This is a genomic window from Methylomusa anaerophila (assembly GCF_003966895.1).
Classification (GTDB): domain Bacteria; phylum Bacillota; class Negativicutes; order Sporomusales; family Sporomusaceae; genus Methylomusa; species Methylomusa anaerophila.
In genome coordinates, this window is the sequence record NZ_AP018449.1 from 4,139,701 (window position 1) to 4,163,541 (window position 23,841).

Below are 23,841 nucleotides of genomic sequence, written 5' to 3' on the forward strand. Positions count from 1 at the left end.
TAACTTTATACTGTTCTATATAATAATTGGAAATCCTTTATTTTAAGTCAGCAAAAAATTTACAGAACTAATAATAAAAATTAACGCTCTCATTTAGTTTGAGAGCGTTTGAAATAACTTTTTGGCAACAATGATTGTACCGGGCTGAAGATCTTGCTGCAAGTATTTTGCAGGATCAGTCGTTAATAAGCGAAGAATTTTGTACTGGTCGTCTGAAACTTTGGTGACCTGTACCTGGCAACCCCCAAAGTCGACTTCTTCTATTTCTTCGCATTTTCGGTTTTCTGTTAAATCTGAGACGGGGAAAATCATCTCTTCTGGTATAATTGTCCAAAGAAGCATTATTGTTTCAGCCCCTTATTCTCATTTTGGGCTTTTTGGGCCGCAATAAGTTCTTTCAATTTGCTGATGGCTTGAGCAACTCCACCCACTTGATCAATAATTCCAAATTTTACTGCGTCTTTGCCACCAACAGATGTTCCGATATCTCTGGATAGCTCTCCTGTCTTAAATAATAGTTCCTTCCACTTTTTCTCAGTCACATTAGAATTCGTAACGACAAACTTATTCACCCGTTCCTGCATTTTTTCGAGGTAATCAAACGAACTGGGCGCGCCAATCACCAATCCGGTAAGGCGAATAGGGTGAATGGTCATAGTTGCACTTTCAACGATGTAGGAGTAGTTGGCGGAAACAGCTATCGGCACGCCAATACTATGCCCGCCTCCTAAAACTATCGAAACTGAAGGCTTAGACATACTGGAGACCATTTCGGCAATAGCCAATCCGGCCTCAACATCGCCGCCAACGGTATTGATGACTAATAACAGTCCTTCAATTTCATCGGCTTGCTCAATAGCCACTAATTGCGGCAATAAATGCTCATACTTTGTCGTCTTATTCTGAGGCGGCAGCACCATATGGCCTTCAATTTGACCAATAATAGTCATAACGTGAATATTCGTTTTGGCCATAGGTACTTCTGTTGACCCTAGTTCCTGGATATTGTCGGTAACAGAAGCAGCCTTGCGGGCCTGCTTGGTTCTTTTCGCAGGAGCCGGTGACGGCATAGTTTGCGGCTGTTCCGGGTTTGTCCCGGGAGGAGCTACTACCGGATTATCATTATTAAGCATTTCGAAATTCCCCCAGCGCTAAAATGTCAGATACATGAGCTTACATTTATAGTATTGGCGTGGGTGGAAATTTCATTCTGTTAAACTTCCATAATTATCGGTAATATCATCGGCCGCCGGCGCGTTCTCTCATAGAGATATTTACCTAACGTATCGCGAACATTCGATTTAATGGCGGACCACTCAGTCACTCCGCCAAGCTCACATTTTTCAAGTGCCTGTTTAACCCGTTCTTTGGCTTCTTCCATCAACTGCTCAGATTCCCGCACGTAAACAAATCCCCTTGATACAATATCCGGGCCAGCCACGGCTGAGCCACGCTGCTTATCCATCGTTACCACAACAATCAAGATTCCGTCTTGGGACAACTGTCTGCGATCACGAAGAACAATATTGCCGACATCACCCACTCCCAGACCATCGACAAGGACGTTGCCGGATGTAACCTTACCGACAATACCGCCTTTTTCAGCAGTAAATTCTAAAACTTGGCCATTCTCGGCAACAAAAATATTTTCTTTAGCCATTCCAAGGGCCTGAGCCAGTTTGGCGTGTTTAATCAAGTGCCTGTACTCGCCGTGTACCGGTATAAAAAATTTCGGACGAATAAGGTTATGAATGAGTTTTAACTCCTCTTGGCTGGCATGCCCGGAGACGTGAATACCCGACGTGGATTCATACACGACCTCAGCGCCTTGACGGAAAAGATAGTCTATGGTTCTCGATACCAGCTTTTCATTGCCCGGTATCGGGGTCGCCGATATAATAACCGTATCCCCCGGGACGATTTCCACTTTTTTGTGATCAGACATTGCCATTCTGGTTAAAGCCGACATTGGTTCTCCCTGACTGCCTGTGGTTAGAATTACTATTCCCGCTGCAGGGTAATTGTTAATTTCATCAATATCAATTATTACACCTTCCGGTACAGTCAGGTATCCTAATTCTAAAGCAATATTTACAACATTAACCATACTGCGGCCCAAAACAGCCACTTTTCGTTTGTGCTTGCAGGCTGTATCTATGGCCTGCTGAATTCTATGGATGTTGGATGAAAATGAAGCAATAATGATACGTTCATGGGCATTGCGAAAAGCTTCATCAAAGGTAGCTCCAACCGACTTTTCGCTTAACGTATAACCTGGTCTTTCAGCATTTGTACTGTCTGCAAGTAAAACTAACACTCCTTGATCGCCAAGTTCGGCAAACCTATGAAAATCAGTTACCTTTCCATCCACAGGCGTCTGGTCAAGCTTGAAGTCGCCAGTATGAACAATGGTTCCGATCGGGGTCTTAATCCACAGAGCAACTGAATCGGCAATGGAGTGACTAACTCGAATAAATCCGACTTTTAATGCACCGATTTGTATCTGATCGCCGGCCTTAATCGCATGTAAGTTATTCGCCGATACATTGTTTTCTTTCAGGCGTCCTTCTAATATTCCCAGAGTAAGCCTTGTACCATAAACCGGCACATTCAATTGCTTAAGAACGTAAGGTAATGCACCGATGTGATCTTCATGTCCGTGGGTGAGTACGATAGCCTTAACCAAATCACGATTGTCAAGTAAGTAGGTAATATCCGGAATGACTAAATCTATACCTAGCATATCGTCTTCCGGGAACATCAAACCAGAGTCAATAATGATAATTTCATCCCCATAGCGGACTATTGTCATATTCTTGCCGATTTCTCCCAGTCCCCCAAGAGGAATGATTTGTATTTTGTTTGATTGTTTTGCCAAAAAAAAGTACACCTCCAAATATACAATTATTTACAGTTATTAGTGAGAGACGTGCCGCTTCTTTAATCTGATATAAGGTTGATTCGAAACGTTCATATGCGAGGCGCAACGAGAACGCCAGCGTGGCTGTACATGGTGGTACGTAAGAGATTGTCGCCATAGAATGCGCTATGTGAGATGCGTCTATCATGCTAAGAAAAGCTTGCATACTAGACCGGGCCCGCAAGAGCAATGAAGCAGAGGGGCGTTTACAAGCAGACTTGATACTGCAAGAAAAACCAAACGAGTTTTTAAGCAGGAAAAAAGTAAACTACTTTCCGGCTCCATGGAAGCAAAGTGCCTTGGATAAATCCCGAAAAGTTATACTTTCTGGCGCCGCACGTAAGACCCGCAGGGTCTTTAAGCAGAAAGAATAAATTTTTCGATTAGGAAGATTGGGAAAACAATTATACTGTTTTTCACCTTCCCGAAAAGCCATAAAGTCCGAACTATTGGGAAAATCTCCGAAAAGTGAAACTCTGATACTGAAAAAAACAAATTGTATTCAGTTTTTTACCGCTCGCTCATAATAAACTAGATAATTAGTTCAAAAAACCAGCCGTACCGTCCACTTATAATTATTATACCCGATTTGAAAGATGACAACAAGTGGCAAGCTCTTTCCGTCTAAATATTATATGCAAATCTTGGTATTTAATACAAAAATCCCGGCGGTATACCGCCGGGACTTATTAATTATTGTAAGATACCCAGACTTTGCATAACTTTTTTGATTTGATTGGATTCTGTTTCCATTGGCGGAACTAAAGGCAATCTTACCTGTCCTGCCTTAAATCCGGTCAGATTGAGGGCTTCTTTTATAGGTATCGGATTGGTTGTTATAAATATGACTTTAAAGAACGGCAATAACTCCAAATGAATTGCCTGAGCTTTGGAAATATTGCCGGCGAAAAAGGCAGTTACCATTTCCTGCATCCTATTGCCGACAATGTGGGCAGCAACACTTATGATCCCTACACCGCCAAGAGCAAGAAGAGGCAATGTGAAACCGTCGTCACCGCTATATACCAAAAATTCGTCAGGGGTGGTTCTGATTATTTCAGATACTTGCTCAAGGCTGCCGCTAGCTTCCTTAATAGCGACAATATTTTTGATTTCAGCCAATCTGGCGATAGTCGGCGGCAAAATATTAGAGGCGGTACGCCCTGGAATGTTGTAGAGGATAAGTGGTAGTCCCGTTGACTCGGCAATGGCTTTAAAGTGTTGGTAATATCCTTCTTGTGGCGGTTTATTATAATATGGACCGACCGCCATAGCTCCATGGACGCCGGCTTTTTCAGCTTCCTGCGTTAGAGCAATTGATGCCCGGGTATCATTGGACCCGGTACCGGCGATCACAGTAGCTTTATCGCCAACTGCGTCAAGCACAGCTGCAAATAGCTTTACCTTCTCTTCTTTCGTTAATGTGGCTGATTCGCCGGTACTACCGGCAAGCACAAGTCCGTCGGATCCGTTTTGTACAAGATATTCGGCAAGTCTGGCAGCTTCGCGATAGTTTACAGATTGATCATCATTAAACGGCGTGACCATAGCGGTAAGAACCCGCCCGAAATTTTTCATTCTTCCCCCTCCAATCTAATTACACAAGCCAAACTTCTCGTGTAAAGCTTTAACGGCGGCTTCTACATCACCTTTTTGGACAAGCACTGAAATGGAAGTATGAGAATCTACTGTTTGTAGAATGGCAATCTTCTTCTTTGACAGAGCCTCAATAAAATTAGCCATAACACCGGGAACCTCTCTCATACCACCACCAACGACAGATACTTTAGCACAGCTTTCAACCATTTCCACGTCATAACCCTGCCGCTTGAGTTTCGCTATTGCCCTCTCAGCAAAATCAGAATCAATGGTAAACATGATTTCACCGGGATGGACATTGATTAGATCGACACTAATGCCGCTGTCGGCCATGGTTTTAAATACTTTGTAGCTGTCATCGCTGGAAATATCCTCATCCAAATGAATTTTTATCTGAACAATATTTCCCAAATAAGTGACTCCAGTTGCCACCCGGTCCGTTACTGTAGTCCCGTCAGCATCCTCTTTCCCTATGTTTGTTATCAGAGTACCGGGCGCATCAGAAAATGTAGATTTAACAACTAACGGAATATTTTTTTGCATCGCTATTTCTACCGCCCTCGGATGTATTACTTTAGCCCCTTGGTGCGCGAGTTGGCAAACTTCCCCATAACTAATACAATCCAGTATTTTGGCATTGGCAACAATTCTCGGATCAGCTGTCATAATGCCGTCAACATCAGTATATATTTCCACCAACTCAGCATTTAAAGCGGCGCCTAATGCCGCTGCCGTAGTATCACTGCCGCCACGTCCTAATGTAGTAAATTCTCCCTCGGAAGTCATTCCCTGAAAACCGCATACTACAGGTATTTTTCCTGCCTTTGTCAGCCCAAAAAGGCGGGTAGGGTCGCATTTTAATATACGCGCATGATTAAAGCTTCCATCGGTTATGATACCGGCCTGCCCACCGGTAAGCATGATTGCATCCATACCGGCAGCTTGAAGAGTTCCCGCCATTACCACAGCCGATATCATTTCTCCACAGTACATGATATGGTCCAGTTCTCGTGGCGCAATGTATTTATATGTGTCCCGGGCCATGTTAATAAAGGTATCGGTCGCATAACAATCGCCCCTTCGTCCCATGGCTGATACGACAACTACCGGATGGAACTCTTGTTCACGCGCTTTTTCTATTTTTTTTAATACAAGCTCCCGAACCTCAGGTGAGGCAACTGAGGTTCCCCCAAACTTTTGGACAATTATTCGCATTTGCCACACCTCAAATTAAATTTTGATGAATCATGTACTCCGCTATTTGTACAGCATTAAGGGCTGCACCTTTTCTAATTTGATCACCAACTACCCACATATTAAGTCCGTGTTTTACAGACTTATCTTCGCGAATTCTCCCCACAAACACTTCATCATGACCAGATGCCAACAGCGGCATTGGGTAAATCATTTCAGCCGGATTATCTTGTACAATAACTCCTGGGAATTTAGCCAAAAGTTCTTTGGCTTCCGGCGGCGATAACGGACCGTCAAGTTCCAGATTTATGGATTCCGAATGGGCGCGGTATACCGGCACCCTGACCGTTGTGGCCGAAATGCCGATGCTAGGATCGTTTAATATTTTATGCGTCTCATTAACCATCTTCATCTCTTCTTTTGTATAGTCTCCATCTACAAATATATCGATATGCGGAATGAGATTAAATGCGATTTGATAGTGCTTGTCAAGGCTCGCACTTGGCAATACACGCGCTTTTACCGGACGTTCTTCCATGACGGCTTCAACCTGATCCGTCAATTCGTCAATTGCTTCTTTACCCGCTCCTGATACTGCCTGATAGGTTGAAACTACCACTCGTTTGATTTTTACACTGTCATATATGGGTTTCAAAGCCATAACCATAATGATTGTTGAACAGTTGGGATTGGCAATTATGCCCCGGTGCTGCTTAATAGCTTCCGGATTGACTTCAGGCACAACCAAAGGCACTTCGGGATCCATGCGAAAAGCACTGGAGTTGTCGATTACTACAGCACCAAACTTAACAGCTTCCGGCGCAAGTGTCTTGCTAATAGATCCCCCGGCAAACAAAGCAATCTGTATTTCTTTAAATGAATCAGGCCGGGCTTCCTCTACAGTATACTTTTTGCCTGCAACTTCAATCTCTTTACCCGCTGAACGTTCCGAGGCCAGTAACTTAAGTTCATTGTACGGAAAATTCCGTTCTTCGATTAATTTAATAAATTCGCGGCCAACAGCTCCAGTAGCGCCTAAAATTGCCACATTATACTTTTTCATATGCGACACCCTCTCTATAATAATATATATATAACTAGTTCGTTTCGGCCTCTTCCCGCCTTAATCCAGAATGTTCTCCAGCCCGTAAACCAGGCCGTCAATTGTTAGAATCCGCTTACAGGCCAGCGTTACACCAGGCATAAATGATTCTCTGGAGATTGAGTCGTGACGAATGGTTAACGTTTGACCCAGACCGCCAAAAATAACTTCCTGATGGGCCACATAGCCAGGAAGCCGGACACTGTGAACCCTAATGCCGGCTAGCTCGCTCCCTCTTGCGCCGGCCAGTTTTTCAAATTCATCCGGATGTCCTTGGCGTAAAGTTCCCCGAACCTGAGCGATTAATTCCGCCGTTCTCAAGGCAGTTCCAGACGGCGCATCCAGTTTTTGATCATGATGAAGTTCAATAATCTCGACTTGGGGCAGATATTTTACCGCCTCTTGCGCCAATCTCATCATTAGTATGGCCCCAATTGAAAAATTAGGCGAAATAATAGCATTTACTTTTGTATATTCGCATAAGTCACGCACTTCTTGAAGATCTTCTTCCGATAGTCCGGTAGTCCCAACCACCGGACACACGCCGTTATTGATTGCGATTCTGATATTATTCATAACAGCCTCCGGATTGGTAAAATCAACCATAACTTGGGGTTTCGTTTCATTGATTACCATACTCAAGTCATTGCCGACAATAACCCCGGTTTTCCCCGCACCTATAATATCCCCAACATCGTTAAAATCAGATTTTAAATCGACAGCGCCAACAATGCTTAAATGTTCATCTTTATGTACGGCTTTCAACACTTCCCGTCCCATTTTTCCGTAGGCGCCGCACACTAACACTCGTATCACAACAATACCACCTCTTTTAACAAATAAAATAACAGCCGGTGAGTGCTGTTCTCACCCGCTGTAAAATACAGCCTTACGGCATAGGAAAATATTTATATCTTCCCTTGCCAGACGAGATAGCTCTCCACCAATAATTTTTGGTGACAGTCTTAAACTTATTCAGTATAAGACCAGCAAGAAAAACGCCGGTAGTTCTTCCCACTTCGGCGGTTGACCCTTTCCCTTCAGATCATTGGTACCACTCTCCCTGAAAGTACTTTTGACTCCCGCACCTCTACTTCATCCTGCCCAGGATGTTGCTTATTCATTTTACGTTCATTGTATAATAAAGGTTCCTAAAGTGTCAACAATAATAAAAATTAATAAAAAAATTAAAAACCGGGAATTCATCCCGGTTTAAGCTACCTTGAATTAGCGGAATTAGCGAATTAACCTTTGAATAACTGATTTAACTTTTAAAACTATTTGATCGAATGAGTTTCAACATCCTTGGCGCCGTATTGGCGAAGAACTTGCGCCGCCTGCTGAACTTTGTTCTCACTGGTACGGATGACGGTCAATATTCCTCCTTTGGCCACTTGTTCTTCATAATGCTTACCTGCTTCGGCCGGAATTCCCCAGTCGATCAGTCCGCCAGCAATTCCGCCGGCGACTGCGCCGCTTAGGGCTGCTGCAATAGGACCTGCGGCCAAAACCGGACCAACTCCCGGGATTGCTAAAGCCCCTGCTCCTAAAAGCAGTCCTCCTATCCCGCCAAGAGTACCGCCTGTCAAGGCACCATCAGTCACATCGTCCTCAAAATATTGATTTTCCCGGTTGCGGGTACTTTTATTTTTTGAGACGATATTAATTTCCTCAATACCGAATCCTTGTGATCTTAACGCATTAACAGCTTTTTCCGCGTCATCATGGGAATTAAATATCCCCACAACAGTTTTCACACCCTGCCCGACATTCTGCCCCCCTGATAAAGTCTGCTGAACTGCCGAACTTTGCGAATTAGAATAGCCGGTGACCAAAGAGTCGTTTTCAATGTGAGTATTTCCAGTTGCTGTGCTATTGGAATTGTATGTAGCCATGATTTTACCTCCTAACTTAGAATAGATTTTGTGATGCAATGTTAGTTTATCCCGCTAAGCAAGTCATATACCATAGAATCAACGAACTTCGGCACCAAATTCCAGTATTATTATCCCAATATACGTTCGTACGATTCGTACGAATTATTTAAATCAACGATAATTACTTCCTCTCCAATTCGTTTAATTGCTTGCCATGGAACAACAGTGCTTTGTAGATCCGCCAAAAAATTTAACAGATTTTTTCTTTTGGGCAATATAATTCCTAAAATTTGGCCTGTCTGGCTATCAATAGACAGTTCACATTCATTAATTATTCCTAAACGCGCCCCATCCCCAAGATTGATTACCTCTTTTCCTGTAAACTCACTAATCCGCACTACCTCTCCCCCCATTACTAACTGATATTGTCTATGACTCTTGCGACCAAAGGCTGAACAATCGCCAAGCTAATTGCTGTAACAGCAAGAGGATCAAAAGAAAACTCACCCAGGCCAATAATATTAGGAATATTCAATTTTAAAAATGATACAATCATGACCAGTGATATATATATGCCACCAGCGGTAGCTACTAAATCTTGCACTGCTGTTGACAAAGGTGTGGGCTTTGGTTCTATCCCTGATGGCAATCCACCTGAATTAACCCGCGAACGACAGATTCGCAGCCATATTGACCAGACACTTAGCAGACATACAGCCAATAACGCTCCCCATGTATACATAAGGATCTCCTCCCCAGTCAACATCTATGATATGTATATGAAAGAAAAATAGTAACTATTCAGGAGTCCTAATCCAGGGATTTAGAAAAAAAGACAGGAAAACCCTGTCCAAAATTATATTATTCTATTCGTTGCCCGTGCTTCCGAATCCCCCGCTGCGAGATTCATTAGCATCATCGTTATCTGCCAGTAAATATTTATAAAAAACGCCTTGCGCTATACGTTCACCTTTTTGAATGTGTACCGAACTAGAACTGTGATTATATAAGGCAATCATAATATGGCCTTCATTTTCCGGATTATTATAGTAATCCGAATCAATAATACCTTGTCCGTTGATGAGACTCAGACCACGCTTGACAGAAAGTCCTGATCGGATATGAATTCCCAGATATTCGTCAGGTTGCATGTACGCTTTTAAGCCGGTAGGTACCAATATTATTTGGCTGGGAGGAACAACAACATCCTCGGCGGCAGCCAGGTCGTAACCGGCGCTTTGCTTTGTCTTGCGCCCAGGTAGGGAAATGCTTTTATGTTCATATGTGCTAATCTTCTCAAAACCACGCATCATTATATCCTAATCTCCTATCATCAATTCCGGCAAAGTATTTATTCCCGAGGCTTGCGAACATCAGGAATAGAATCTGACTGAATCGGACCGAGAGCTGTGAGGCAAAGTGACTCAGAAACAAACATTTTTTTTATCATTCGCCAAATATCTTCTTCCGCAACGCGTTCGATCTTGTCAACAACTTCATCTAGGGAAATGTATCTACCCAAAGTAATTTCCATTTTGCCAATGCGGGACATGCGGCTACTGGAACTTTCTAATCCAAGTAAAAGATTCCCTTTAATTTGCTCTTTCGCTTTAATAAATTCTTCTTTGGTTACGCCGCCTGCTTGCAGATCCATGATATTTTTCATGATCAGTTCCACGACCTGGCCGATATTATTGGGGCGGGTGCCTGCGTAGACTGTAAAAAGTCCTGCATCCCTGTAATTTGCCTGATATGAATAGACAGAGTATGCCAGCCCCCGTTCTTCCCGGATTGATTGAAACAAACGCGAACTAATTCCGCCACCCAGTATATTATTGATTATATGGGTAGGGTAAATATCAGGAGAACTTTGCGATACACTGGCGGTACCCAAACATAAATGCACTTGTTCAGTCTCTTTGGAGTGAATTAATCGTGTAGGAGTATACTGCGGCGGATGTACAAGAGCATCTTTTTTGTTTCCCGAAAAACCGCCAAAATGTTTTCCGGCCAATTCAACCAGCGCCTCGTGCTCCAAATTGCCTGCCGCCGCAACAACTATATTATCCGCAGTATAATGCGAGTGGTAAAAGTCCAAGACTAATCTGCGATCAAATCCCTCTATTGACTCTTCCGCCCCCAGAATATTTCTTCCCAATGGATGTCCGGGCCAAACCGCATCAAGATAGATATCATGAACTAATTCATCAGGGGAATCCTCATACATGTGAACTTCTTCCAAAACGACCTGACGTTCGCGCTCAATATCTTCAGCTGCGAACTTAGAATTTAACAGCATATCACTCAGTATATCCATTGCTAGTTCCCGGTGAACATCCAATACTTTGATGTAATAGCAGGTATACTCTTTGGCGGTAAAAGCGTTTAACTGCCCGCCAACCGCGTCGATGGCTTCGGCGATGTCTTTAGCTGAACGCCTGCCGGTTCCCTTGAACATAAGATGTTCGAGAAAGTGTGAAATACCGTGACTCTTCTCATCCTCAAAGCGGGACCCCGTTCCTATCCATACGCCTAAGGTAACTGATTTCACATAGGGAATTGTTTCCGACACTATCCGGATTCCATTAGGTAATACCGATTTACAATACATATATTGCCCCTTTTCTTAAAATGAATATAATTAATTCATCTATATGAACCGCATTAAAGAATTGAAATTATATCCGGGTATTAGGAACGCTTCGACGCTGTCGCTTAACCTCAGCTTATCCTAATACCCGGATGTCATTCTTTAATGCGACATATATAATACAATGTATTAACATTATTATACCGAAATACTATCCGAAAACAAAGAAAAAAACAGAGACTGAGTAACTCCCGAGTCTCTGTTTGATTTTTTAATGGTTGTTGAAATACCTTACTATGCCGTTATAGATTCCCTGAGCAAGCTTCGTACGGTATCCCTCGTCCTGCAGCCTGGCAGATTCTGCTTTGTTGGTGACAAAACCCATCTCGACCAAAATACTTGGCATGGATGTGTTCCGAAGCACATAATAAGTTGCAGGGGATACGCCTTTATCAACAGTGGCGGTTTCCTGAATTAAAGCACTCTGTATGCTGCGTGCGAGCTCAGACGATCTACCGCTAGGGTAGAAAGTCATAGCGCCAGCAATAGTTGGGTCAGTATTATAATTGGAATGAACACTGACAAACATATCAGCATGATTTGATTCAGCAATATCAACTCTGGCAGCAAGTTCTTGACCAAGCGTGCCGCCTTCAGCCGCAACAGTGCGGTCGGTTTCCCGCGTCATGATTACAACCGCCCCGGCTTTTGCAAGTTTATCTCTTAATTTCAAGCTTACTGCTAAGTTGTTATCTGATTCACGAGTACCGTAAGCCATGGCGCCGGGGTTGCTGCCTCCGTGCCCTGGATCAACAACAATCACTTTTCCTCGCAGTACACCGTTGTCTACAACCTGTCCATAATTTCCTTTCGACGGCAGGGGAGTAACTTTTATCAAAGGGTCGACCGGATTGGCAGCGGATTTTCCCCCACCAATAATATTTAATATCGGCCCTAAAATTTTATCAAACAGTAAACTAAAAACCTGCTCAAAAAAACTCGTGCCGCTAATATTGCCATCAGTTCCTGACTGATTCGGCATTGTAGGAGAGGTTAAAGCATTCATTGTACTGCTAAGTCCATTTCCAGATGCAGCATATGCAACCGGCACCGATCCCAAAATGTTAAGCAACATCAGTAACGCCAGAATATATGACATTAGTTTTTTGTTATGCACTATAACCTCCTAAACTCCTGAAAGTGTCGGGAACTTTTACTTGTCATCTGATTCTATTAAATTATGTTATGTTAACAATATTATCATAGAAATGCAATTATAGCAATAAAAAAAGCAGGCTATTGCCTGCCTTTTTTTGTTATTGAAGTATATCACTCACCTTAACGACTGTATATCCTTTATTTTTTATTTCCCTTAGAAGTTCAGGTAAAGCTTCTGCAGTTGGTGCCGTCGGATGCATCAAAATGATTGCTCCATTGTGCAGTTTACTTATCACCCTATTTTTTATTACCTGTGCCGGAGGGCGTTTCCAGTCAATGGTATCGATACTCCACATAATGGTCCTGTAGTCTAACTCGTGCGCCGCCATGAGAACGGTATTATTATATTCACCGTAAGGAGGAGCATAAAGATTAGTTTTGATTCCAGTAATGCTATGTACCAATTCCTCTGTTTTAATAATTTGCTCTTGATTTTTCTCTTTACTCAAATTATTGGGATGGGGGTGACTATAGGTATGATTGCCAAGTTCATGTCCGCCATCAGCTATGGTCTTAACCATCTCCGGATATTTTTTCGCCCAACTCCCGCCAATAAAGAACGTAATCTTTGCATCCTGTTGCGCAAGCGTATCAAGCATTTGGGGCAAAAACTCCTCGCCCCAAAACACATTACAGGCCAAAGCCACTTTAGGTTCCGCCGTGTTTCCCTGAGAAATCGGCTGCAAGCCGGTATGCAAAAAATTATTTGTGTACCAAGGCTGCAAATTCCCGGATAGCATGGCAACAAATAGACAGAAGGCCGCCGAAAATAGTACATACCAAGCAGGAATTTTTCGTATAACTATCGTATTCCATTTCCGCCGCATTGAATCAACCCCCGTCCAGCTACTAAATGTATTATTACAATTTATTAACCGGACTCAAAAATTATGTACGTACCTGTCGTTTTATTTTATGCGGAACGGATTAAAGAAAAAAACATAACCAAATCTGATTATGTTTTTTTTATCAAAATCGCTATTTTCTTATTCTGAAGTTTTGTCCCGATCATGTTGTTCAGCTTTCAGCAATTCTTTACGTGAAAGATTAATTCGTCCCTGACGATCAATTTCTGTTACTTTTACAAGAATTTCATCACCAGGCTTTACAACATCCTCAACCTTTGCTACCCGCTCTCTAGCTAACTGGGAGATATGGACAAGACCTTCCTTGCCCGGCAAAATTTCAACAAATGCACCAAAGTTCATTAAGCGGGTAACCTTACCCATGTATACACCGCCAACTTCCACGTCTCGCACCAATGTTTCTATGATGCGCACAGCCTTTTGTCCAGCTTCAACGTCAACTGCGGCAATAAAGACCTTGCCGTCGTCTTCAATGTCAATAGAGACACCCGTATCTTCGATTATCTTCTTGATCGTCTTACCGCCTGGTCCAATAACATCGCGGATTTTATCAGGATCAATCTCCATCGTGATGATGCGCGGAGCATACGGAGACAATTCGGCTTTCGGTTCACTAATCACCTCAAGCATTTTACTAAGAATATGCATGCGGCCCCGTTTAGCCTGCGCCAAAGCATCCTGCAGTATTCCCTTGCTGATACCGGCGATTTTAATATCCATCTGTACCGCTGTAACTCCGTTAACAGTGCCGGCAACCTTAAAGTCCATATCACCTAAAGCGTCTTCCATTCCTTGAATGTCTGTTAAAATGGTGTAATGGTCTCCTTCTTTAACTAAACCCATCGCTACGCCGGATACAGGCGCCTTTATCGGCACCCCTGCATCCATTAAGGATAAAGTACTGCCGCAAACACTTCCCATGGATGTAGATCCGTTAGACTCCAGCACCTCCGAAACCAGGCGGATAGTATAGGGGAACTCGCTTTCAGGAGGAATAACCGGTACCAAAGCACGCTCGGCCAGGGCACCATGCCCAATTTCCCGTCTTCCGGGTCCCCGCGACGGGCGGGTCTCCCCCACACTGAAGGCAGGAAAATTGTAATGGTGCATATATCGTTTAGATTCCTCAACTCCCAAACCATCCAGTATTTGCTCATCGCCGATAGCCCCAAGAGTAGTGATGGTAAGTACCTGCGTTTGTCCGCGGGTGAACAAGCCCGAGCCATGAGTACGGGCCAGCAATCCAGTTTCGCATGTAATTGGCCTGACTTCCTCCACTTGCCGGCCATCAGGACGAATCTTATCAATTGTAATCATCCTTCTGACAATTTCTTTGAGAATTTTTTGTATCATGTAGGAAACATCTTTTTCGTTTTCAAGGAAAATAGCAGAAAAATGCTCCGCTGTTTGGTTCTTTATTTCTTTTATCTTTTCTTCCCGTTCCAGTTTATCCGGGTTTGATACCGCCACTTGCAATTTGTCAGTGACAAACTCTCTTACAGCAGTGTCTATTTCTGCCGGAACTTCATAAAGCGGTTTTTCTTTCTTTTGTTTTCCTACTTTAGTAATAATATCTTCTTGGAAATTAACGATTTGGCGAATGATATCATGCCCAAACATAATTGCATCTAAAACAGTTTCTTCCGGCAGCTCGTTGGCACCGGCTTCGACCATAAGCACGGCATCTTCGGTGCCGGCTACAACCAGATTAAGTTCACTGCAGCCCTGTTGGGAAACAGTAGGATTTACAACAAATTGATTATTAATAAGTCCAATACGTACCCCGCCAATTGGGCCGCCAAAAATAATGTCCGATATGCCTAAAGCGCAAGAAGCGCCAATCATTGCCGGAATATCAGGGGGATTATCCTGATCAACAGATAATACCGTCGCCACGATTTGAACATCATTACGTAAACCATCAGCAAACAAAGGTCGAATCGGACGGTCAATCAACCTGCCGGCTAATATTGCCGATTCACTGGGTCTGCCTTCACGCTTAATAAAGCCACCGGGAATTTTACCTACCGAATACAGTCTTTCTTCATAGTCAACGGTTAAGGGAAAGAAATCTATACCAAGCCTGGGTTCCGCCGACTGAGTGGCAGTAACCAGTACTGCCGTGTCACCGTATCGGACTAGCACTGCTCCATTTGCCTGTTTAGCCATCTTGCCCGATTCAATAGTCAAAGCACGACCGCCTATCTCCAATTGAAATACTTCCATATTTTGTTTTCCTCCTCTTATACCCCTTTTCTTTTTCACAAAGAATTCAACTTCGACATTTTTCTTATTATTCCCTTTTTTATTTTGGTTTAACCTGTAAATAAATAAAAAAGCGGCAGACCGCTTTTTTATTTTCTGAGATTGAGTTTTTCGAGAATTGTGCGATAGCGCTCAATATCGTTGTCACGCAGATAATTCAACAATCCTCTGCGTTGACCAACCATCTTCAAAAGACCGCGCCGTGAATGATGATCTTTCTTATGCTCTTTCAAATGCCCGGTCAAATAGTTGATTCTTTCGGTCAGAATTGCAATCTGTACTTCAGGCGATCCTGTATCGTTAGGGTGCATACGATATTTTTCAATGAGCTGTTGTTTATTTTCCGGCGTCAACATGTGGTCACCTCCTCTTCCTCTAATCCCCTCTAGCCAAGACAATCGCCGGAGAATCGACTATCCTCGCCATGGTTCATGATGTATCTAGTGCTATGCTATGCACTGAAGTAAATATTACCACAAACATGTAGTCAATGCAAATATTATTTGTTGCTTTTTAGGAATTCAGAATTCAGAATTCAGAATTCTGAATTCGGTAGTCAGAATCTGATTGCTTTGAGACGACCGTTCTCTTTTCTCGACTCCTGACTCCTGACTCCTGACTCCTAACTCCTAAATAATTACATTTGTCTGGAAAAGATCCGGTTTTGGGCCACAGAAATATCGCTGGCAATTTGCGTCGTCAGTTGCTCTACACTGCTAAAAGCAATTTCGTCCCGAATTCTATCTACAAACTCAACCAGCAAAAATCGGCCGTAAAGGTCACCGGAATAATCCAAAATATACACTTCGATTCGCCGATCACTGCCAGTAAAGGTGGGATTGGCACCAATATTGGCAATTGCATTACGTCTTATACCTTCAATTAAAACTCTTACGGCATACACACCATCTTTGGGAACCAGCAAACCAGTTGGAATGGAGAGATTAGCAGTAGGATATCCCAATGTACGCCCGCGGCCATCGCCCTTTATTACTTGTGCTTCAATGGTTAGAACTCGGCCTAATAATTTGGACGCAAGTTTGATGTCACCAGCGGCGATTAATTGCCGAACCGCAGTACTGCTCACTGGCAGGCCGTCTACACATACAGTATCAATTATCTCTACTTTAAAACCATGCTTAATACCTGCTTCGCATAAAGTTTCAGCAGTACCGGCGCCGCGAAAACCGTATGTATAATTAGATCCAATAATGACGTACCTCAGATCAAAGTATTTAAGAAGCAAGGAAATAAAATTATCCGGGCTCAAATGTAGCATTTGTTCCGTGAACGGGATATTGAGAAAGATGTTAATTGACAAAGCCTCAATAAGACGTGCTTTTTCTTGCGCTGTAATAATTTGCGAGGGACAGCGCTCAGGATCAATAATACAAAGTGGATGATTGCTGAAAGTGAAAACCACACTCGTACCGAAAATAACTCTGGCTAACTCTGCCGTATGAGAAATAATTCTTTTGTGTCCCACATGCACGCCATCAAATGTACCAAGTGCCATTACCGTTTGATTGAGTCTAAAAATATCACAAATATCACGAATATCACTAAGGTGAGTAAATACTTTCATAAAGCAAAATACTCCTAAAATATCAGTTTGACAACTTAATTTAAAACTTTTACCGGACTAAGAACGTGCTGTCCTTCCGTCTTCTTAAAAAGCAGTCCAATTCCAATGAACGTATTAGACTGATCATATATTTTGACACTTTGTTTCAAAACTTGAATCTCATGATTATAAGCATAGGGAACGCTCCGGCCGTTGCAAATGGCTTTAGCCTCATCAGGTGTCAACACTACGGAGGGTATTGTTAAAACACGGTCGGCCGGCAGTATAGCTTCTTCTTTCGCGGCGGCAATTTCTTCGATAGTCCAAGAGTTTTCTAGAAAAAACTGGCCGACACGCGTCCTCACCAAAAAAGACATAACGGCCGGACACCCGAGTTTTTTACCAATATCAACGCATAGGGAGCGTATGTAAGTACCTTTAGAACACGTGACATCAAATAAAAGTTTATGGTAATTGGCTTTGACCAATGAAATATCATAAATTATAATATTTCTTGGCTTTGGCTCAACATCCACTCCCGCCCGCGCAAGTTCATAAAGCTTTTTACCACCAACTTTGATAGCAGAATATATAGGTGGAATCTGCGTAATTTCGCCTAAGAATGAAACAAGCACCTGTTCGATCCGACTCGGCTCAGGAACAGCGCAATCAATAGCAGTATAAGTGATCCTGCCGGTGTCGTCTGCGGTATCCGTTTCATAACCGAAAGTCACTTCGGCCCGGTAGCTCTTGTCATCATTCGTCGTGTATTCAATTAACCTGGTGGCATTGCCGATAAATACCGGCAATACTCCGGCCGCAGCAGGATCAAGGGTTCCGGCATGCCCAACCCGTTTAATCCCATAGATCCGGCGAATGAAAGACACAACGTCATGAGAGGTCATGCCTGGCGGTTTGAGAATATTGAGTACCCCTGAGATCATTATCCTGATCTCCCATCATTTTTCGACAGTTTCTCAATAGCAGAAATAAGTTGATCTTTCACCAGGTCCACCGGTCCATTAATTGTGCAACCGGCGGCGCGAGCGTGCCCACCGCCGCCAAATGTAAGGGCAACACGACTAACATCAGTAATTTTTGATCGCAAGCTGACTCTAATTACATTATCATTAACCACTTTTAATAATACGGCAATTTCCACACCGGCAATGTTTCGCGGATAATTAATAAGCCCCTCAGTATCGTCATTTAGTTCTTGAAGAAGTGACGGCATAACTGTTAGAAAAGCAACCTGTCCGGTTGCGCTCAATTCGCGAATTTCAAGCGTCTCTAAAATTTTCGGTAAGACCTTAATTGCGGCTAGCGGTCTTGTATCAAGACACTCCGCAATTTTACTCGGCTTGGCTCCGTACTCTACCAAATCCGCTGCATAACGGAGAGCATTGGGCGAGGTATTGGCATAACGGAAGAAACCACAATCAGTAGCTATTGCTGTAAATAGACATGTTGCCATTTCCTTAGTGATTGAGGCTTTCTCCAGTTCTAATAGCTGCATAATAATCTCGCCTGTAGCCGCTGCAGCGCTATCGAGGTATAAGTAGTCCGCATATTTGGTGTTGGAAATATGGTGATCAATATTGAGAATCGGCGCCTTTACCATATGTTTAACCTTGCCTATTCTCTCGGCATCGCTTGCATCCAAGACAACAAGCAAATCAGCAGTTTCGGGGGTTTCAGGCAGCTTTTGAATCTCTTCGGTGCCAGGTAAAAAAGCTAGCGAGGCTGGTATATCATCATCTAATAACAAACGAATACATTTTCCTGTGGACACTAAATAGAAATACAGCGCCAATAATGACCCTAGGGCATCGCCGTCAGGATGAATATGAGTGGTTAGCACAATATTAAACGCTTTACGCAGTAATTGGGCACTAACTGCGAGTGATATCTCCATAACGCTACTAACCGCCTTCTTCCTGCTTAATTTTAAGCAATAGTTCTTGAATTCTGGCACTATGATCAAGAGACTCGTCAAGATGCAGTGACAACTCGGGAGTAAAGCGCATGCGGATTCTCTTGCCTATTTCCGTACGTAAAAAACCTAAAGACGATTGTAATCCTTGCCATGTTACCAGTTTCTGATCTTCGTTTCCCATTAAGCTAAGATATACTTTTGCGCTGCGCAAATCGCCGCTTGCCTCTACCCGGGTTACCGTGACAAAACCGATCCGGGGATCCTTCAATTCACTTAATATAATCTGACTGATTTCTTGTTTTATAAACTCTTGTACCTTCTCTACCCGCAGTTGACCCATGATATCCCTCCAAGCAGAAACCCTAGCTGGGCTTTTGCGCGACTTCTTCCATGGAAAAAGCTTCCATGATATCGCCTTCTTTAATATCCCGGTATTTCTCAAGGGAAATACCGCATTCATATCCTTGTGCAATTTCTTTTACATCATCTTTAAAACGACGCAAAGACTCAACTTTACCTTCATGTACTACAATTCCGTTACGAATCAGCCGAATCTGAGAAGTACCGGTAATTTTGCCTTCCAGAACATAAGAACCTGCTACCACTGCCTTAGGCACATTAAACACCTGCCGTACTTCCGCCCGGCCATGAATCACTTCTTTCAATTCCGGCGCCAGCATACCGTTGATCGCAGCTTCCACATCGTTAATAGCATCATAGATTACCCGATACGTTCTGATGTCAATATTTTCGTTTTCAGCAGCTTTCCGGGCATTGCCATCAGGGCGAACATTAAAGCCGATAATCAAACCATTAGACGTTGAAGCCAGCATGACGTCGGATTCATTAATAGCTCCAACACCGGCATGAATAATATTTACCCGCACTTCCTTATTTTGTAAGTTAACCAAAGATTGTTGCAATGCTTCAATCGATCCTTGAACATCAGCCTTTACAATGATATTCAAGTCTTTTAAGTTACCTTCCTGAATTTGCTTAAACAATTCATCCAGAGATACTTTTTGCGATTGCTTTTGTTCTTCCGTGCGTTTTTTAGCCAGACGTTTCTCGGCAACTATGCGGGCCGTTTTCTCGTCAACAGCTACTAAATTATCGCCGGCCTGAGGTACCTCAGCTAAACCTAACACCTCTACCGGTGCTGATGGCTCAGCTTTTTTCACTTTCTCGCTGCGGTCGTTGATCATCGCCCGTACTTTGCCAAAAGCAGTCCCGGCAATAATCGAATCCCCAATTCTAAGCGTTCCTTTTTGTACCAGAACTGTAGCTACAACACCCCGGCCTTTGTCTAATTTGGCTTCAATGATGGTACCATAGGCCGCCCGGTTAGGGTTGGCTTTCAGGTCCAGCATTTCAGCAACTAATAGTACCATCTCCAATAATTCATTCAAACCTGTCTTTTTATGAGCAGAAACCGGAACCATGATGGTATCTCCCCCCCAGTCCTCGGGGATAAGTCCATGTTCCGAGAGTTGTTGTTTAACCCGGTCGGGATTGGCGCCCTCCCGGTCTATCTTATTAATCGCCACGATAATCGGCACTTGGGCCGACTTAGCATGGTTGATGGCTTCAATGGTCTGCGGCATAACGCCGTCATCAGCCGCTACTACTAAAATAGCAATATCGGTGACCTGAGCGCCCCGTGCCCGCATAGCTGTGAAGGCCTCATGTCCGGGAGTGTCCAAAAATACAATTTTTTTGCCTTGGCACATCACTTGATAAGCGCCGATATGTTGCGTAATTCCACCGGCTTCTTGGGCAGTAACATTAGTTTGCCGTATTGTATCAAGTAAAGAAGTTTTCCCGTGATCGACATGACCCATTACAGTCACCACCGGGTGCCTGTAGACAAGGTCTTTAGGATCATCTTCGATTTCCGGAATTTCCGTAGGATCCTCTTCCGGCGGCAACTCTTCAACGGAAGTTCCAAACTCACTGGCCAAAATGCTTGCTGTTTCAAAATCCACCTCTTGGTTTATACTGGCCATTATACCTAACAACATGAGCTTTTTAATTACTTCGCTAACTTCACGTCCTAGCTTACTCGCCAAATCCTTTACTGAAATAGATTCCCCCAGTTTGATAACTTTTGGTTTAGGCGGCTCGGCTTTAGCAGGAGCCGGTATATTAGCCTGCGGGTTACGGGAATTTTGTATGTGGCGGTTTTGGTGCTGATTCTGTCTACCCCCTTGCCCCCCCGTACCAGAGGACTTAGGACCAGAACTATGGGGAGTCATAGGACGACGGCCTTGCGAATGTTGCCCTTGCTGTTTATCCGTCCGCACGTTGCTTGGACGATTATTGTGCGCCGTCTGCTGAATTTGAGAAACTCCGGCTGTAGATGCAACAGGACGGTTTTGTCCTGGGCGATCTTGATTTTGATTTGACCATTGTGGACGCTGCTGGTTGAGCCTATTCGCTTGAGCTTGAGGATTCGAACGATAGTTATTATTCTGTTGTCCCCCGCTAAAACCTTGATTGTTTTGCTGGGAACGCTGTTGATTTGGACGGTCGGTCGGATATTGTTGACGTTGTTGTGGTGACTGGTTTTGTGGTGACTGGTTTTGGCGTTGAAATGGTCGTTGCTGCTGAGGTAGCCCCCCATTCTGCCCGCGGGGTTGATATTGTTTATTGGAGAACTGCTGTCGCTGTACATTTTGTCTGTCTGACTGATGGTGTTGAAGTTGCTGTACTTGAACTTGTGGTGTTGACTGTTGCGATTGTTGTGACTGGTGTGGCCGTTGCCGCTGATTGTCGACAGGTTGATTGACTTGGGCATTAATAGGTTGTTTTTCAGACTTATTCTCTTCAACCGGACCTGTTTTTCTCGCAAACGTGTGTTCTATCACCTGTTTCGCGTCTTCATCAACACTACTCATGTGGTTTTTGGCGGTGACGCTGTGTCTACCCAAGATATCTATAATAACCTTACTGGAAGTATTAAATTCTTTAGCCAATTCATATACTCTGTATTTTGACATTGATCCACCCCCCAATTTTCTTTCTCTCCCCTGGCGGTATCTAACCCATATGATTAGAGCAATGAAACGATTGATTTTGCAAAACCGTCATCAATAATTGCTATCGCCGCTCGTCGAGCTTTTCCGATACATCGACCTAAATGATCCTTGGATGACGCTTCATAAGAAGCAATTTTATAGTATGCAGCTTGATCACGATAGGTCTGCTTGGTACTTTCCGATGCGTCAGAAGCAATCAGTAGAAGCCTGGCTTTTCCTGATTTTATAGCTCCTTGAACAGCGAATTCCCCGGATGCCAGTTTCCCTGCTTTTTGGGCTAGGCCAAGAATTGACATAAGTTTCTGCTCATTCATTTGTTATACCTGAGCGTAACAACTCGTAAACCTCCGCCTCAATAGTTTGTTTAAGTGCGCGTTCCAGTCGCTTCTCTTTAAATGCTTTCGCAAAGCATTGCTCGCTACGGCAAACATATGCTCCTCGTCCGGCTTTTTTTCCTGTCGAGTCTAAGATAACTTCGCCGTTAGGAGTACGTACAACTCTTAATAATTCCTTCTTGTTTTTCATTTCCTGGCAACCAACGCACATTCTTTGGGGTATCTTTCGCGGTTTCACACCAGTTCCTCCTCAGCAAGCAGAGGATCCTGCCCAGATGAATTCCCTAATTGTGCAGCCTGAGATTCACTTTTGATATCAATTTTCCACCCTGTTAATTTGGCAGCCAGCCTGGCATTCTGTCCTTCCTTACCAATTGCAAGCGACAATTGGTAATCAGGCACAATAACCCGGGACATTTTATCGTTTTCCTGCACATCCACAGATACTACTTTGGCAGGGCTTAACGCATTGGCTATATATTTGGCTGGATCAACATTCCACTTAACAATATCAATTTTTTCACCTTTTAATTCATTGACAATAGTCTGGACGCGCATTCCTTTGTGACCGACGCAGGCGCCTACAGGGTCAACAGTTTCGTCGCGGGAATGGACAGCTATTTTAGATCGTAGTCCGGGCTCGCGCGCCACGGATTTGATTTCCACTATACCGTCATGGATTTCCGGCACTTCTAATTCAAACAACCGTTTTAACAGGCCGGGATGAGTGCGCGAAACCAGAATCTGCGGCCCTTTGGTAGTTTTTTTAACCTCAATGATATATGTTTTCAGCCGATCACCATGTTTATAGCTCTCATCAGGCATTTGCTCGGAGGGACCCAAAATGGCTTCGGCTTTGCCTAGGTCTATGTATACATTCTTTTGCTCCATACGTTGGACAATGCCAGTAACAATATCACTTTCACGGTTAGAAAACTCTTCGTAAATCATACCCCGTTCAGCTTCCCGTATACGTTGTACAACTACCTGCTTGGCTGTCTGTGCTGCTATTCTGCCAAAATTCTTGGGAGTAACTTCAAGTTCGACAACATCTTCCAGCTCGTAGCGAGGATCCATAGCTTTGGCTTCATTTAAATTGATTTCGAGACGAGAATCGGCCACGTTATCAACAACAGTTTTACGAGCATATACGTGGATTTCACCAGTAATACGGTCTAAAGACACACGTACATTTTGGGCAGAGCCGAAATTTCTTTTATAGGCTGATATCAAGGCGGCTTCAATGGCATCAAACAGAACTTCCGGCGTAATCCCCTTCTCTCTACCTAATTGCTCAAAAGCTTGCATAAATTCAGCATTCACCAATATTCCCCCTA

General features: G+C 43.5%; 24 protein-coding genes, 2 pseudogenes and 1 riboswitch. Of the genes and pseudogenes, 1 reads left to right on the forward strand and 25 read right to left on the reverse strand.

The genetic code is table 11. The features are described from left to right. Positions 1-93: 93 nt before the first annotated feature. From MAMMFC1_RS18865 to infB, 21 genes and pseudogenes are all read right to left on the reverse strand, one after another. Positions 94-342: a YlzJ-like family protein gene (locus MAMMFC1_RS18865; protein WP_126309986.1), complete on the reverse strand. Its 249-nt coding sequence runs from the start codon at positions 340-342 to the stop codon at positions 94-96. Then, positions 342-1,133 carry a ClpP family protease gene (locus MAMMFC1_RS18870; RefSeq protein ID WP_126309987.1) on the reverse strand — a complete coding sequence of 264 codons (792 nt, stop codon included), beginning with the start codon at positions 1,131-1,133 and terminating at the stop codon, positions 342-344. Before MAMMFC1_RS18870 ends, MAMMFC1_RS18865 begins: the two co-directional genes overlap by 1 nt. Positions 1,134-1,213: 80 nt before the next feature. Continuing rightward, positions 1,214-2,812 (reverse strand): ribonuclease J, encoded by a 1,599-nt coding sequence (locus MAMMFC1_RS18875; RefSeq protein WP_416338594.1) that lies wholly within the window; start codon positions 2,810-2,812, stop codon positions 1,214-1,216. An 801-nt stretch (positions 2,813-3,613) separates the two neighbouring features. Continuing rightward, a complete protein-coding gene (dapA, locus tag MAMMFC1_RS18880; protein ID WP_126309989.1) occupies positions 3,614-4,498 on the reverse strand; it encodes a 4-hydroxy-tetrahydrodipicolinate synthase in 885 nt (294 codons plus the stop codon). Between the two features lie 15 nt (positions 4,499-4,513). Next, a complete protein-coding gene (gene dapG, locus MAMMFC1_RS18885) occupies positions 4,514-5,734 on the reverse strand; it encodes an aspartate kinase (RefSeq protein WP_126309990.1) in 1,221 nt (406 codons plus the stop codon). 10 nt (positions 5,735-5,744) lie between these two features. Beyond that, a complete protein-coding gene (locus MAMMFC1_RS18890; protein WP_126309991.1) occupies positions 5,745-6,776 on the reverse strand; it encodes an aspartate-semialdehyde dehydrogenase in 1,032 nt (343 codons plus the stop codon). 60 nt (positions 6,777-6,836) lie between these two features. Further along, positions 6,837-7,631 carry a 4-hydroxy-tetrahydrodipicolinate reductase gene (dapB, locus tag MAMMFC1_RS18895; protein WP_126309992.1) on the reverse strand — a complete coding sequence of 265 codons (795 nt, stop codon included), beginning with the start codon at positions 7,629-7,631 and terminating at the stop codon, positions 6,837-6,839. A gap of 109 nt (positions 7,632-7,740) precedes the next feature. Then, a riboswitch (Lysine riboswitch) is annotated at positions 7,741-7,916 on the reverse strand. 176 nt (positions 7,917-8,092) lie between these two features. Then, positions 8,093-8,710 carry a general stress protein gene (locus MAMMFC1_RS18900; RefSeq protein ID WP_126309993.1) on the reverse strand — a complete coding sequence of 206 codons (618 nt, stop codon included), beginning with the start codon at positions 8,708-8,710 and terminating at the stop codon, positions 8,093-8,095. 110 nt (positions 8,711-8,820) lie between these two features. Further along, positions 8,821-9,090, reverse strand: coding sequence for a YlmC/YmxH family sporulation protein (locus MAMMFC1_RS18905; RefSeq protein WP_126309994.1), 270 nt, complete (start codon positions 9,088-9,090; stop codon positions 8,821-8,823). 17 nt (positions 9,091-9,107) lie between these two features. Next, positions 9,108-9,434: a hypothetical protein gene (locus tag MAMMFC1_RS18910; RefSeq protein WP_126309995.1), complete on the reverse strand. Its 327-nt coding sequence runs from the start codon at positions 9,432-9,434 to the stop codon at positions 9,108-9,110. 124 nt (positions 9,435-9,558) lie between these two features. Next, the gene (dut, locus tag MAMMFC1_RS18915; protein WP_126309996.1) at positions 9,559-10,008 is read right to left on the reverse strand and encodes a dUTP diphosphatase; all 450 of its coding nucleotides are present in this window, start codon (positions 10,006-10,008) and stop codon (positions 9,559-9,561) included. 35 nt (positions 10,009-10,043) lie between these two features. Beyond that, complete coding sequence (locus MAMMFC1_RS18920) at positions 10,044-11,243, reverse strand: M16 family metallopeptidase (RefSeq protein WP_232035544.1); 1,200 nt, start codon at positions 11,241-11,243, stop codon at positions 10,044-10,046. 310 nt (positions 11,244-11,553) lie between these two features. After that, positions 11,554-12,459, reverse strand: coding sequence for an N-acetylmuramoyl-L-alanine amidase family protein (locus tag MAMMFC1_RS18925; RefSeq protein WP_126309998.1), 906 nt, complete (start codon positions 12,457-12,459; stop codon positions 11,554-11,556). Between the two features lie 139 nt (positions 12,460-12,598). Beyond that, positions 12,599-13,327, reverse strand: a complete 729-nt coding sequence (locus MAMMFC1_RS18930; protein ID WP_126309999.1) for a polysaccharide deacetylase family protein — start codon at positions 13,325-13,327, stop codon at positions 12,599-12,601. A 159-nt stretch (positions 13,328-13,486) separates the two neighbouring features. Continuing rightward, positions 13,487-15,592 (reverse strand): polyribonucleotide nucleotidyltransferase, encoded by a 2,106-nt coding sequence (locus MAMMFC1_RS18935; RefSeq protein ID WP_126310000.1) that lies wholly within the window; start codon positions 15,590-15,592, stop codon positions 13,487-13,489. Positions 15,593-15,720: 128 nt separating this feature from the next. Continuing rightward, the gene (gene rpsO, locus MAMMFC1_RS18940) at positions 15,721-15,987 is read right to left on the reverse strand and encodes a 30S ribosomal protein S15 (RefSeq protein WP_126310001.1); all 267 of its coding nucleotides are present in this window, start codon (positions 15,985-15,987) and stop codon (positions 15,721-15,723) included. Between the two features lie 281 nt (positions 15,988-16,268). Further along, a complete protein-coding gene (locus MAMMFC1_RS18945; protein WP_126310002.1) occupies positions 16,269-17,216 on the reverse strand; it encodes a bifunctional riboflavin kinase/FAD synthetase in 948 nt (315 codons plus the stop codon). A gap of 35 nt (positions 17,217-17,251) precedes the next feature. Next, on the reverse strand, positions 17,252-18,139 hold the full coding sequence (gene truB / locus MAMMFC1_RS18950; RefSeq protein ID WP_126310003.1) for a tRNA pseudouridine(55) synthase TruB: 888 nt from the start codon (positions 18,137-18,139) through the stop codon (positions 17,252-17,254). Beyond that, entirely contained in the window at positions 18,139-19,110 is a 972-nt protein-coding gene (locus tag MAMMFC1_RS18955) for a DHH family phosphoesterase (RefSeq protein WP_126310004.1), read from the reverse strand. Before MAMMFC1_RS18955 ends, truB begins: the two co-directional genes overlap by 1 nt. 7 nt (positions 19,111-19,117) lie before the next feature. Further along, positions 19,118-19,471 carry a 30S ribosome-binding factor RbfA gene (gene rbfA, locus MAMMFC1_RS18960; protein ID WP_126310005.1) on the reverse strand — a complete coding sequence of 118 codons (354 nt, stop codon included), beginning with the start codon at positions 19,469-19,471 and terminating at the stop codon, positions 19,118-19,120. Between the two features lie 22 nt (positions 19,472-19,493). Then, positions 19,494-21,275, reverse strand: a pseudogene (gene infB, locus MAMMFC1_RS18965) (translation initiation factor IF-2); the annotation flags it as partial. Positions 21,276-21,652: 377 nt separating this feature from the next. On the opposite strand from infB, the gene MAMMFC1_RS22990 reads away from it, so the two are divergent. Beyond that, positions 21,653-21,919 carry a hypothetical protein gene (locus MAMMFC1_RS22990; RefSeq protein WP_408631255.1) on the forward strand — a complete coding sequence of 89 codons (267 nt, stop codon included), beginning with the start codon at positions 21,653-21,655 and terminating at the stop codon, positions 21,917-21,919. Positions 21,920-22,043: 124 nt separating this feature from the next. Here the strand turns inward: MAMMFC1_RS22990 and MAMMFC1_RS22995 are convergent. The 4 genes and pseudogenes from MAMMFC1_RS22995 to nusA all read right to left on the reverse strand — a co-directional run. After that, a pseudogene (locus MAMMFC1_RS22995) lies at positions 22,044-22,130 on the reverse strand (translation initiation factor IF-2 N-terminal domain-containing protein); the annotation flags it as partial. A 53-nt stretch (positions 22,131-22,183) separates the two neighbouring features. Next, positions 22,184-22,483, reverse strand: coding sequence for a L7Ae/L30e/S12e/Gadd45 family ribosomal protein (locus MAMMFC1_RS18970; RefSeq protein ID WP_126310007.1), 300 nt, complete (start codon positions 22,481-22,483; stop codon positions 22,184-22,186). Beyond that, on the reverse strand, positions 22,476-22,742 hold the full coding sequence (gene rnpM / locus MAMMFC1_RS18975; RefSeq protein ID WP_408631220.1) for an RNase P modulator RnpM: 267 nt from the start codon (positions 22,740-22,742) through the stop codon (positions 22,476-22,478). Before rnpM ends, MAMMFC1_RS18970 begins: the two co-directional genes overlap by 8 nt. Continuing rightward, a complete protein-coding gene (gene nusA / locus MAMMFC1_RS18980) occupies positions 22,739-23,827 on the reverse strand; it encodes a transcription termination factor NusA (RefSeq protein WP_126310008.1) in 1,089 nt (362 codons plus the stop codon). Before nusA ends, rnpM begins: the two co-directional genes overlap by 4 nt. Positions 23,828-23,841 lie beyond the last annotated feature (14 nt).